We start from the raw sequence: 11,902 nt of genomic DNA, 5'->3' as shown, positions 1-11,902 counted from the left end.
CCTCGCCATCAGCGCACTGCGCCTGGCCGGACACCACAACATCGCCGCCGGCCTACGCCACATGGCCCGCGACACCACCCGACCCCTACACCTGCTAGGAATCAACCCCTGACCAGCACACAGGACTTTGCCGGGGCCCTGCCACCCTTCCCGGGGGCCGGCCCCGCTCCAGTCTATCGGGGGTGGGGGTGTTGGTGATCAACTTTGGACAGGTTGTGGATGGCTGGGTGGGCTGTGGATGGTTGGCGGGGAACTCGGGGGTTCTGAAGGAGGGACTCGCCGGGCTGGAACGGGCGACTCGCCGGGCTGGAAGTGGGGACTCGCCGGGTGGGTGGGCGGGGTTAGAGGGTGGTGGGGGTGGCGTGGGGGAGGTGGTGGACGTTGGTGTGGGCGGGGGCCAGGCGGGTGTACCAGCCTTTGACGCTCTCGACGCCGATTGCGGAGAGCGACGCTTCGTGGATCAGGAACGAGGCGCGGGGGTTGATGGCGCGTTGGAACTCGATGCCGTCGTGGGTGGAGAGCCAGGGGGCGGCGCTGGGGAGGGCGAGGATGTCGATCTCGGTCTCGGGGACGTGCAGGGAGTCGCCGGGGTGGTAGAGGGCACCATTGTCGACGACGTAGCCGACGTTGGGCGGGACCGGGAACTCGGGGTGGATGACGGCGTGGTCGCCGCCTACGGCTTGGACGGTCGCGCCACCCAGGGAAAGGGTGTCGCCGGGGTGGGCGGGGGTGGGGTTCAGGTCGGCGAGATCGTCGGCGGCGGTGGCCGGGTCGGCAACGAGGGTGGCTCCCGGGTTGGCCGACACCAGGGCGGGGAGGCGGGCCACGTCGATGTGGTCGAAGTGCTGGTGGGTGATCAGGATCGCGTCGAGGTCGCGCAGGTCTTCGAAGCCGGTGGAGTACGTGCCGGGGTCGAACAGCAGCCGGGCCGAGCCCGTGTCGACGAACACGCACGCGTGTCCATAGTGGACGATCCGTAATGCGTTGGTCACGGCTTCAGGCTATCGCGCACCCACGCTACTCAGGAGTAGCGTGGCCGGCATGACCAGCGTGCAGACCAAGCCGGCCGGCGCCGAGCAGGACGCCCGGGGCACGTTCGACTCGCTCGACCCGGCCACCGACGAGGTCGTCGGAACCTACCCGATCCACACCGCGGAGGACGTCGCCGAGGCGGTGGCCCGGGCGCGGGAGGCCGCCGCATGGTGGGCCGGGCTCGGGTTCGCCGAGCGGGCCGAGCGGCTGCGCCGCTGGAAGGGCATGATCACCCGGCGGGTCGGCCAACTCGCCGAGGTGGTGCACGCCGAGACCGGCAAGCCGCACGCGGACGCGGCGCTGGAGATCGTGCTGGCCATCGACCACCTGGAGTGGGCCGCCAAGAACGCCCGCAAGGTGCTCCGCCAGCGCAAGCGCTCGTCGGGCCTGCTGATGGCCAACCAGTCCGCCACCGTCGAGTACCAGCCGCTGGGCGTGGTCGGCGTGATCGGGCCGTGGAACTACCCGGTGTTCACCCCGATGGGTTCGATCATCTACGCGCTCGCGGCCGGCAACGCCGTGGTCTTCAAGCCCAGCGAGTACACCCCCGGGGTCGGCAAGTGGCTGGTGGACACGTTCGCCGACATCGTCAGCGAGCACCCGGTCCTCCAACTCGTCACCGGCTACGGCGAGACCGGCGCGGCGCTGTGCCGCTCCGGCGTGGACAAGCTGGCCTTCACCGGCTCGCCCGGCACCGGCCGCAAGATCATGGCGGCCTGCGCGGAGAACCTCACCCCGGTGCTGATCGAGGCCGGCGGCAAGGACGCGCTGCTGGTCGACGAGGACGCCGACCTGGCGGCGGCGGCCGACGCGGCGGTCTGGGGCGGCATGTCCAACGCCGGGCAGACCTGCGTCGGCGTCGAGCGAGTCTACGTGCACGAAAAGGTCTACGACGACTTCGTGACCAAGGTCGTGGACATCGCCGGCACGGTCCGCTCCGGGTCGGACCCGGAGGCCAAGATCGGTCCGATCACCATGCCGGCCCAGCTGGGGATCATCCGCCGGCACATCGCCGACGCCCTGGCCCGCGGCGGCCGGGCGCTGGTCGGCGGCTCCGACGCGGTGGGCGACCGGTACGTGCAGCCGACCGTGCTGGTCGACGTGCCGGAGGACTCCGAGGCGGTGCGCGAGGAGACATTCGGCCCGACGCTGACCATCGCCAAGGTGCATGACATGGACGAGGCGGTGGCCAAGGCCAACGACACCCGGTACGGCCTGGGCGCCACGGTGTTCGCCAAGCGGCGGGGCATGGAGCTGGCCAGGCGGCTGCGTTCCGGGATGACCTCGGTCAACGCGGTGATCAGCTTCGCGGGTATTCCGAGCCTGCCGTTCGGCGGGATCGGCGAGTCCGGGTTCGGCCGGATCCACGGCCCGGAGGGGCTCAAGGAGTTCGCCCGCCCGAAGGCCATCGCCCGGCAGCGGTTCAAGCCGCCGATGAACCTCACCTCGTTCAACCGGTCGGCCAAGACCGACGCGCAGGTCGCGAAGCTGATCACCATGCTGCACGGCAAACGCCGCTAGGGGACGGGCGTCAGCGTCACGGAGAACTGCGCCGAGCCCTCGACCGGTACGGGGCTCAGCTCGACCGGCGGGTCAGCGGGAGCCGAGGTGGGCACGACCTCCCTGGGCGGCGGCGCGACCTGCGGACGCTGGTACGAGCCGTCCTTGCAGTCGGCGTCGTCCTTGATCGCCTTGAGCGCGGCGGCGAGGTCCTGCTCGGTCGCCTTGCGGTCGAAGTCGGTCAACGCGGCCGCGGCCTCCGCGGCGTCCAGCGCCTGCTGCGCCCCGACGCCGAGGTTGCCGGCCCGCCTGGCGCGCGCGAGCGACTCCTTGGCGTCGTTGTCCAACTCGGTGTTGATGGCCAACTCGTCGACGAGCCGGTTGTACTCCAGGTAGAGCGCAGCGCACTTCTTGTCCTTGGCGGCGCCCGCGCCCTCCTTGGTGCGGCAGGCGGCCAGGGCGTACTTCGCCCTGCTCAGGTCACGCAGGTACTCCAGCAGTGGCCGCCGTGTCCCGGCCACGTCCTCCGGGGATCCGACGCCCCTGTCGAAGGCGTCCTTGGCCCGCTCGTAGGGCCTGCGCTTGGCTGCGTCCTGGACCAGCAGCCGGTCGACCGCGCGGGTCTCCTTGGCGCAGACGCCCGTGCCGGGGTCGTCGACGCGCGGGTAGGGGTCGATGGGAGTGACCGGGTCGGCCACGGCAGCCGCGGTGGTCGCGGCGGCGAGTAGGACGACCAGTGGTGCCACGAACTTGACGATGCGTCTCATGCGAGCTCCCTTTGACTGGGTGCGACGGGACTGTCGCGCCCCGCATTCGTTGGCCGCCGGCGCTCGGATGGCTTGACGCGGCCCCCGGGGTGGGCCATACATGGTCCTATGACCGAACCAACCATCGTGGAACTGCCGGACCGGCCCTACGTGGCGATTCCGGGCACCGTGACCATGCAGACCATCGGAAAGATCGCCGACCGGTTTCCGGAGATGTTCGGCTGGCTGGCCGGCAAGGGAGTAGCCCCGGCGGGGTCGCCCTTCCTGCGCTACAAGGTCATCGACATGGAGGGCGAACTGGAGCTGGAGGCCGGGATTCCGGTCGCGGAGGCCGTGCCCGGGGAGGGCGACATCATCGCCGGGACGCTACCGGGCGGCCGGTTCGCCACCGTCTCCCATCACGGGCATGTGGACGGCCTCGCCGACGTCACCGGGGCGCTGCTGGCGTGGGCGGATGAGCGGGGGCTGGCATGGGACCGGGAGGGCCGGCGCTGGGGTTGCCGGATGGAGGTGTACAACACCAACCCGGCCGAGGTGTCGGACATGAACGAATGGGACACCGATATTCAAATCCGGCTGGCGTAGCTACTCGCCAGTAATTTCGCCGATGCGCCGGTGATCCGGGGTGCATTAAGCATGAATTGCTCCCCAACGAGACCCGGAGGATTCCCATGCGCCGGCTGTCCCTGCTGCTCGCCGCCGGCACGCTCGGCGGGCTGGCCCTCACCGCGGTCGTGGCCGCACCAGCCGGTGCGGTGCCCCCGCCTCCGGGCACCGCGTGCGCGGATGTCCACGTCATCACCGCGCGGGCCTCCACCGAGGCGCCGGGCGAGGGCATCACCGGCGCACTGGTCACCGCGATCGTCAACGCCAGCCGGCAGACCGTGAGCCGGGCATCGGTGAGCTACCCGGCCACGCTGACCAACTACGCCAACAGCTCCGCCCAGGGCGTGAGCGCGCTCAGGACGCAGTTGACCAGCCAGGTCAACCGCTGCCCCAACCAGAAGATCGTGCTGGCCGGCTACTCGCAGGGCGCGCACGTCGTACTCGACGTGCTCGGCGGCGGTGGCGGCGGCTCCCTCGGGTCCACCACCCCGCCGGTCGCCGCTTCGGTCAGCAGCCACGTCACCGCCGTCGCCACGTTCGGCGACCCGCGGCACGTGCTGAACCAACCGTTCGACCTCGGCACCTCCCGGCGCAACGGGCTGTTCCCCCGCACGGCCGCCCAGCTTCAGGTGCTCAGCGGGTTCGCCGGCCGGATCCAGGCCTACTGCGACTCCAACGACACCTTCTGCGACAGCGGACGCAGCACCAACGTGCACCTGACCTACCTCAACCGCTACCAGAACGCGGCGCGGGACTTCGTGCTCAACCGGATCGGCGGCTGACCACACAGCCGCCAAGCATCGGCCCCCGGCCTCCTCCGGGGGCCGATGTGTCTGTCTGCTCAGAGGCGCTGGCGCAGGAACACGTGGCTGTCCTCGGGCAGCAGGAACCGCAGCGTCTCCAGCCGTTCCACCACATCCCGCACCTGGTCGCGGTAGTCGTCGCCGCTGTAGTACAAGGTGCGCAACTGCTCGGCGGTGAAGTCGCGGTGGGTGCCGTAGAGCACGCAGAACTGGTTCAGCGGGTTGTCCAGGTTCGCCGGGGCGTTGATCCCGTCGTTCAGCGCCCCCGGAACCTCGACGTCGGGCAGCCGGATGCCGCCCTCGGCCAGCCCGTTGGCGTCCCGCAACAGGTTCGCGGGCGGGGTCGGGTCGACGATCGCCAGCGGCTTGGCCCGGCGCGGCGGGACGCCCCGGCGCACCCAGTTGTCCAGCGCCTCGTAGGCGGCGTGGAACACCGGCCAGGACGTGACCTCGCTCGGCCCGGGGTTGACGCACTCGCGCGGCGCCGCCGGCCCGTACTCGCGGTCCCGAATCCCGCCCAGGGTGGCCCGGAAGTCGTTCTGGTCGGTGCCGGTGGCGTAGGCGGGCACGTGCGAGGCCCCGGCGATGTGCCAGGTGCGCAACGTGTCGCTGTCCGGGGCGACCCGGCTCGGCACGGCCGCGCCCCGGTACACGTCGTTCTCGGTGAACACCCGGAACACCTTGGTGCCGACCTCGGTGCGCGGCGGCAGCGCCGAGTCCCCGATGGCGAGCAGGAAGCCGTCGTACACGTGCCGGATCGGCTGCACGGTGTTGTAGTACACGCCGAGGAACCGGCCGGACTGGGAGGCGCCGCCCGCGTAGACCTTCGAGATCCGCAGGTCGGCCAGCGGGTTGCGGCGGTCGCGGCCCTTGAGCAGGTCGGCGATCTGGGTGTAGACGTCGAAGGACTGGGTGTCGTCGAGCAGCGTGCCGCCGTTGGTCAGGTCCAGCGCGCCGTACCGGGTGGGGTTCCACTGCCTCAGGCCGAGGTTGGCGGTGGCGCCGGTGGTCGCGCCGTTCACGCCGACCCGCTGCACCGACGCGCCGACCCAGGTCCAGCCGTGCCGGACGAAGTAGTCGCCGCTGGTGCCCCACTCGGTGTCGATGTCGTGTCCGGCGGTGACGTTCTGCCAGTCCACCACGGCGGTTCCGGCCGAGCGACCGGGATGCGCGGGCCGGCGCACCACGATCCGGGTGGTGTACGGCGTGCTGCCGATCGGTTGCGCGGTCTGGCGTTGCTCGTCCGCGGTGGGGTTGGACGGGTAGCGGGTCGCCGTGCCGGAGATGAAGAACTCCTGCTCCACGTGACCGACCCGGCGCAGGTCCAGCGGTGTGCTGTAGAAGATGTAGTCGTGCGACGGGTCGCCCGGCCGGGCCCGTTGCGGGATCGGGCCGGTGATCCGGGCGGGCCCGGCGCCCGGCGATGCGGTGACCTCCGGTTGGGCCGCGTCCGGTTCGGCCGGCGCGGCGGCGGGCAGCGCGATGAACAGGCCGGCCGCCGCGGCGATCGCGACGAGCAGGGTTGGCAGGCGTCGTTGTCTGGTCATGCCCCGTGCCTAGCGCACGCAAGCTCCCGACCACATCGGCTGAGTCGCCGGTTCAGCCCTTGCGAATGAGGTCCGCGGCCTTTTCGCCGATCATGATCGTGGGGGCGTTGGTGTTGCCGCGCGGGACGGTGGGCATGACCGAGGCGTCCACCACGCGCAGCGCCTCGATGCCGTGCACCCGCAGGGTCGGGTCGACGACGGCGTGGTCGTCGGCGCCCATCTTGCAGGTGCCGACCGGGTGGTACAGCGTCTGCGTGACCTCGCGGATGTGGTCGCGGAGCTCCTCGTCGGTCAGCCCGTCGATCTTCTCCGGCTTGAACGGGCGGTCCAGGTAGCGCTTGAGCGGGTGCTCGCGGCTGATCTCGATCAGGGCGCGCAGCCCGGCCACCATGGCGTCGAGGTCGCGCGGGTCGTCGTAGTAGGCCGGGTCGATCTCGGGACGCCAGCGCGGGTCGGCGGAGCGCAGGCGCAACCGGCCGCGGGAGAAGACGTTGACGACCGTGGCGCCCGCGGTGAAGCCAGGCTCGGTGAAGTCGTGCATCCCGTTGTCGTAGAACAGCGACGGCGCCACGTGGATCTGCATGTCCGGCGCCGGCAGGTCGTCGCGGGTCTTGAAGAACCCGCCGGCCTCGCCGATGTTGGAGGCCAGCGGCCCCTTGCCGGTGAACTGCCAGCGCAGCAGGTTGCGCAGGCCGGCCAGCTCGGCGAGGTCCGACGTGCCGTGCGTGGTCCACAACGCCCCGGCCACCGGGTGGTCGTGCAGGTTCTCGCCGACGCCCGGCAGGTTCGCGGCCACCTCGACGCCCATGTCGCGCAGGTGCTCGGCCGGGCCGATGCCGGACAGCATCAACAGTTGCGGGGAGTTGACCGCGCCGCCGGACAGGATCACCTCGGCCTGGGCGCTCACCGTGTGCTCGGCGCCGTGCCGCAGGTAGGACACGCCGGTGGCGCGGGCGCCGTCCAGCACCACCCGGGTGGCCAGCGCGTGCGTGACCACGGTGAGGTTCGGCCGGTCCAGGGCCGGGCGCAGGTAGGCGTCCGCGGTCGACCACCGGTGTCCCTTGTGGCAGGTGACCTGGTACTGGCCGGCGCCTTCCTGCTCGGCGCCGTTGAAGTCGTCGGTCTGCTTGAGACCCCAGGCCACCGCCGCGTCCACCCAGGCCTGCGACAGCGGATGGGTGTAGCGCCGGTCCTCGACGTGCAGCGGCCCGTCGGTGCCGTGCAGCGGGCCGGACAGCCGGGCGTTGTGCTCGGCCTTGACGAAGTACGGCAGCACGTCGTCGTAGCCCCATCCGGTGGCGCCCAGACCGGCCCAGGTGTCGTAGTCGGCCCGGTTGCCCCGGATGTAGATCATCGCGTTCATCGACGAGCAGCCGCCCAGCGCCTTCATCCGGGGCCAGTACGCCGGCCGGTCACCCAGGTGCTTCTGGTTGACCGTCTCGTAGTTCCAGTCCCACTTCGTCTTGAACAGCGCGGGGAAGGCGGCCGGGATGTGGATCTCGTCGGCGTCGTCCTCGCCGCCTGCCTCCAGCAGCAGCACCGACACGCCGGGATCCTCGGTCAACCGGTTCGCCAGCACGCATCCCGCGCTGCCGGCGCCAACCACGACGTAGTCGTACGCGTCCGCCATCGAGGCCTCCTTGCTGCGATGAGGCCCCAATCGCATCACAGGCCAGCGAGAATGTCAGCCTCCTCTTGGGGCGTGAGCCCGGCTTTGCGCTCCCGGTCCAGTCCCAGCGCCCATTCGTGTTCCAGGGCGCCGGAAACCGCGTCGGCCAGCGGCCGGACCGGCATCCCGGCCGCCAGCGACGGCGCCGGGTCGTGCGAGGCCATGCCGTAGTAGGACGGCGGCAGCCACAGCGGGAGCGACCGCGGGCCGGACCACGACCCGACCTCCGCGGCGGTGAGCTGATCGCCGGTGACGCCCACCATCTCCACCGGGTTGCCGACCGCCTCGGCGATCCCGGCCAGCAGCTTCGGCAGCGGAACGGCCGGCCCGATCGCGTCGAAGGTGCCGCCCTGGTCCTGCTCGGCGGCCGTCACGATCCACTCCGCCAGGTCCCGCACGTCGATGTACTGGACCGGCTGGTCCGCGACGTCCGGCACGAGCACCCGGCCGCCCCGGGCGAACCGCGCGGGCCAGTAACCGAACCGGTCGGAGGTGTCACCCGGACCGGTGACCAGGCCGGGCCGGACGACGAACGCGTGCTCGCCCATGGTGTCCCGCACCGCGTTCTCCGCCGCGACCTTGATCCCGCCGTAGAGGCCGACGCCGTCCTGGGTCTTCATCTCCTCCCGGGTGGCGTGCCGGCGCAGCGGTTCGAGCAGCGCCGCGTCCGCCTTCTGGCCCACGGTCTCGTTGTCGGCGTAGACGTTGACGGTGGACACGAAGGTCCAGTGCCGGACCCGGCCGGCGAGGTCGCGCAGCGCCCGCTCCACCCACGGGAAGGAGATCGGCGCGACGTCCACCACGGCGTCGAACGTCTCGCCGGCCAGCGGGGCCAGGCCGTCGTCGGCGTCCCGGTCCACCCGCACCAGCCGGGCGCCGTCCGGCACCGTGCCGGACGTGCCCCGGGCCGCGCACACCACCTCATGCCCGCGCCGCAGCGCCTCGGCGGCCACCTCGTGCCCGACGAACACCGTTCCACCCAGAACCAGAAGTCGCATGGTCCCCACCCTGGCTGCGCCCGACGCGTCCCGCCACCCGCTCAGCGCAGGGCGAACACGCTGCTCAGGTACGCTTCGGTCCGTGGCCCGAGTCTTCGTCGATGTCATGCCCAAGCCCGAGATCCTCGACCCGCAGGGGCAGGCGGTGGCGCGCGCGCTGCCCCGGCTCGGCTTCGAGGGCGTCTCCGACGTGCGCCAAGGCAAGCACTTCGTGCTCGAGGTCGACGACTCGGTGGACGATGACACGCTCGCCAAGATCGCCGAGGGGTTCCTGTCCAACCCGGTGATCGAGGACTTCGTGGTGCGCAGGGCGGACGCATGAGCAAGGTCGGGGTGATCACCTTCCCGGGTACGCTCGACGACGGTGACGCGGCCCGGGCGGTGCGGCACGCGGGGGGCGAGCCGGTCGCGCTCTGGCACGCCGACGCCGACCTGCACGGCGTGGACGCGGTGATCGTGCCCGGCGGCTTCTCCTACGGCGACTACCTGCGGGCCGGCGCCATCGCCCGGTTCGCCCCGGTGATGGGCCTGGTGATCGAGGCGGCCCAGGGTGGGCTGCCCGTGCTGGGCATCTGCAACGGCTTCCAGGTGCTGTGCGAGGCCGGTCTGCTGCCCGGCGCCCTGGCCCGCAACGCCGGCCTGCACTTCGTCTGCCACGACCAGCGGATCCGGGTGGAGAACGTGCAGACCGCGTGGACCACGCGGTACTGGGCCGGCGGCGAGTTCGTGGTGCCGGTCAAGAGCATCGAGGGCCGGTTCGTCGCCGAGAAGTCCACTGTGGACGAACTGGAGCGGGACGGCCGGGTGGTGTTCCGCTACGCGGGCGGCAACCCCAACGGGTCGATGAACGACATCGCCGGGATCTGCTCGGCCAACCGTCGGGTGGTCGGGCTGATGCCGCATCCCGAGCACGCCATCGACCCGCTGACCGGGCCGTCCGGCGACGGCATCGGCCTGTTCACCTCGGTGCTCGACAACCTGGCCGGGGTGGGCGGATAGCTCTCGATACCCGGTGGGCGAGCCGGGAGACCATCCGGCGTCCCGGTCAACCGGCCCGGTTAGGCTTTCGGTGTGCCCGTGACCGCTGTATCCGTCGACACCGTCGAGCACGCGATGTCCACCCCGGACGCCGCCCAGCCCTACCGTGAACTGGGGTTGGCCGACGACGAATATGCCCGCATCCGGGAGATCCTCGGCCGCCGGCCCACCGACGCCGAACTGGCCATGTACTCGGTGATGTGGAGCGAGCACTGCTCCTACAAGTCCTCCAAGGTGCACCTGCGCTACTTCGGCGAGACCACCACCGAGCAGATGCGCTCGGCGATGCTGGCCGGCATCGGCGAGAACGCCGGCGTGGTCGACATCGGCGACGGCTGGGCGGTCACCTTCAAGGTGGAGTCGCACAACCATCCGTCCTATGTGGAGCCGTACCAGGGCGCGGCCACCGGGATCGGCGGGATCGTGCGGGACATCCTGGCGATGGGCGCCCGCCCGCTGGCGGTGATGGACCCGCTGCGGTTCGGCGCCGCCGCCGCGCCGGACACCCGCCGGGTGCTGCCCGGCGTGGTCGCCGGGATCGCCGGCTACGGCAACTGCCTCGGCCTGCCCAACATCGGCGGCGAGGTGGTGTTCGACCCGTCCTACCAGGGCAACCCGCTGGTCAACGCGCTGTGCGTGGGGGCGATGCGGGTCGAGGACCTGCACCTGGCGAAGGCCACCGGCACCGGCAACAAGGTGATCCTGTTCGGCGCCCGGACCGGCCTGGACGGTATCGGCGGGGTGTCGGTGCTGGCCTCGGAGACGTTCAGCGGCGAGGAGTCCGGGTCGGGCCGCAAGAAGCTGCCCAGCGTGCAGGTCGGCGACCCGTTCACCGAGAAGGTGCTGATCGAGTGCTGCCTCGAGCTGTTCGCCAAGGGCCTGGTGACCGGCATCCAGGACCTCGGCGGCGCCGGGCTGTCCTGCGCCACCAGCGAGCTGGCCAGCGCCGGGGACGGCGGGATGCGCATCGCGCTGGACCGGGTGCCGCTGCGGGCGACCGGGATGACCCCGGCCGAGGTGCTCTCCAGCGAGTCCCAGGAGCGGATGTGCGCGGTCGTCCGGCCGTCCGATGTGGACGCCTTCCTGGCCGTCTGCGCGAAGTGGGACGTGCTGGCCACCGAGATCGGCGAGGTCACCGACGGAGACCGGCTGGTGATCACCTGGAACGGTGAGACCGTTGTGGACGTTCCGCCGCGGACGGTGGCGCACGAGGGCCCGGTGTACGAGCGACCGGTGCGGCGGCCGGCCGACCAGGATGCCTTGCAGGCCGACGTGGGCGAGCTGGCTCGTCCGTCCACATCGGACGAGCTGCGGTTCACCGTGCTGCGCATGGCCGCATCGCCGAACCTGTCGTCCCGCCGCTGGGTCACCCAGCAGTACGACCGCTACGTGCGCGGCGGCACGGTGCTGGCGCAGCCGTCGGACGCCGGGATGATCCGGATCGACGAGGAGACCGGCCGGGGCGTGGCGCTGTCCTGCGACTGCAACGGCCGCTACGTCCGGCTCGACCCGTACGCCGGCACCCAACTCGCGCTGGCCGAGGCGTACCGCAACGTGGCCGCAAGCGGGGCCCGCCCGGTGGCCGTCACCAACTGCCTGAACTTCGGCTCCCCCGAGGACCCCGGCGTGATGTGGCAGTTCGAGCAGGCGGTGCGCGGGCTCGCCGACGGCTGCGCCACCCTGGGCATCCCGGTGACCGGCGGCAACGTCAGCTTCTACAACCAGACCGGCGACACCGCGATCCTGCCGACGCCGGTGGTCGGCGTGCTCGGGGTGATCGACGACGTCGCCCGGCGGATCCCCAGCGGCTGGGACCTGACCGCCAACGGCCACGTGCTGGTGCTGCTCGGCGAGACCCGCGAGGAGTTCGGCGGCTCGGAGTGGGCGAACGTGGTGCACGGCCACCTCGGCGGGCTGCCGCCCCAGGTCGACCTGGCGCACG

11 protein-coding genes are annotated in these 11,902 nt (G+C 71.5%); 6 read left to right on the top strand and 5 right to left on the bottom strand.

Annotated elements, in window-relative coordinates:
* Positions 1 to 341: 341 nt before the first annotated feature.
* Complete coding sequence (locus VFO68_RS15140; RefSeq protein WP_325158914.1) at positions 342 to 992, bottom strand: MBL fold metallo-hydrolase; 651 nt, start codon at positions 990 to 992, stop codon at positions 342 to 344.
* A gap of 49 nt (positions 993 to 1,041) precedes the next feature.
* On the opposite strand from VFO68_RS15140, the gene VFO68_RS15135 reads away from it, so the two are divergent.
* Positions 1,042 to 2,553: an aldehyde dehydrogenase family protein gene (locus VFO68_RS15135; RefSeq protein WP_325158913.1), complete on the top strand. Its 1,512-nt coding sequence runs from the start codon at positions 1,042 to 1,044 to the stop codon at positions 2,551 to 2,553.
* Here VFO68_RS15135 and VFO68_RS15130 read toward each other — a convergent pair.
* Positions 2,550 to 3,299, bottom strand: a complete 750-nt coding sequence (locus tag VFO68_RS15130; protein WP_325158912.1) for a hypothetical protein — start codon at positions 3,297 to 3,299, stop codon at positions 2,550 to 2,552. The genes VFO68_RS15135 and VFO68_RS15130 overlap by 4 nt on opposite strands.
* Positions 3,300 to 3,407: 108 nt before the next feature.
* Between VFO68_RS15130 and VFO68_RS15125 the strand changes: the two genes are divergently transcribed.
* Together VFO68_RS15125 and VFO68_RS15120 are read left to right on the top strand one after the other, a co-directional pair.
* Positions 3,408 to 3,884 carry a GyrI-like domain-containing protein gene (locus tag VFO68_RS15125; RefSeq protein ID WP_325158911.1) on the top strand — a complete coding sequence of 159 codons (477 nt, stop codon included), beginning with the start codon at positions 3,408 to 3,410 and terminating at the stop codon, positions 3,882 to 3,884.
* Positions 3,885 to 3,970: 86 nt separating this feature from the next.
* Positions 3,971 to 4,687: a cutinase family protein gene (locus VFO68_RS15120; protein ID WP_325158910.1), complete on the top strand. Its 717-nt coding sequence runs from the start codon at positions 3,971 to 3,973 to the stop codon at positions 4,685 to 4,687.
* Positions 4,688 to 4,746: 59 nt separating this feature from the next.
* On the opposite strand, the gene VFO68_RS15115 is transcribed toward VFO68_RS15120, so the two are convergent.
* Genes VFO68_RS15115 through VFO68_RS15105 form a run of 3 tightly spaced genes read right to left on the bottom strand, consistent with a single transcriptional unit; the run spans position 4,747 to position 8,922 of the window.
* A complete protein-coding gene (locus tag VFO68_RS15115; protein ID WP_325158909.1) occupies positions 4,747 to 6,255 on the bottom strand; it encodes an alpha/beta hydrolase domain-containing protein in 1,509 nt (502 codons plus the stop codon).
* 52 nt (positions 6,256 to 6,307) lie between these two features.
* Positions 6,308 to 7,885 carry a GMC family oxidoreductase gene (locus VFO68_RS15110; RefSeq protein ID WP_325158908.1) on the bottom strand — a complete coding sequence of 526 codons (1,578 nt, stop codon included), beginning with the start codon at positions 7,883 to 7,885 and terminating at the stop codon, positions 6,308 to 6,310.
* A gap of 35 nt (positions 7,886 to 7,920) precedes the next feature.
* Positions 7,921 to 8,922 (bottom strand): NAD-dependent epimerase/dehydratase family protein, encoded by a 1,002-nt coding sequence (locus tag VFO68_RS15105; protein WP_325158907.1) that lies wholly within the window; start codon positions 8,920 to 8,922, stop codon positions 7,921 to 7,923.
* Positions 8,923 to 9,004: 82 nt separating this feature from the next.
* Between VFO68_RS15105 and purS the strand changes: the two genes are divergently transcribed.
* From purS to purL, 3 genes are all read left to right on the top strand, one after another.
* Positions 9,005 to 9,244, top strand: coding sequence for a phosphoribosylformylglycinamidine synthase subunit PurS (purS, locus tag VFO68_RS15100; protein ID WP_325158906.1), 240 nt, complete (start codon positions 9,005 to 9,007; stop codon positions 9,242 to 9,244).
* Positions 9,241 to 9,921 (top strand): phosphoribosylformylglycinamidine synthase subunit PurQ, encoded by a 681-nt coding sequence (purQ, locus tag VFO68_RS15095; protein WP_325158905.1) that lies wholly within the window; start codon positions 9,241 to 9,243, stop codon positions 9,919 to 9,921. Before purS ends, purQ begins: the two co-directional genes overlap by 4 nt.
* Positions 9,922 to 10,035: 114 nt before the next feature.
* Positions 10,036 to 11,902, top strand: a 1,867-nt coding sequence (purL, locus tag VFO68_RS15090) for a phosphoribosylformylglycinamidine synthase subunit PurL (protein ID WP_325158915.1), incomplete at its 3' end; no start/stop codon positions are given.

Source organism: Actinophytocola sp., assembly GCF_035712165.1.
Lineage (GTDB): Bacteria > Actinomycetota > Actinomycetes > Mycobacteriales > Pseudonocardiaceae > DASYTH01.
Note: the sequence above shows the minus strand (reverse complement) of the source record. Positions and strands in the feature narration are given on the sequence as shown.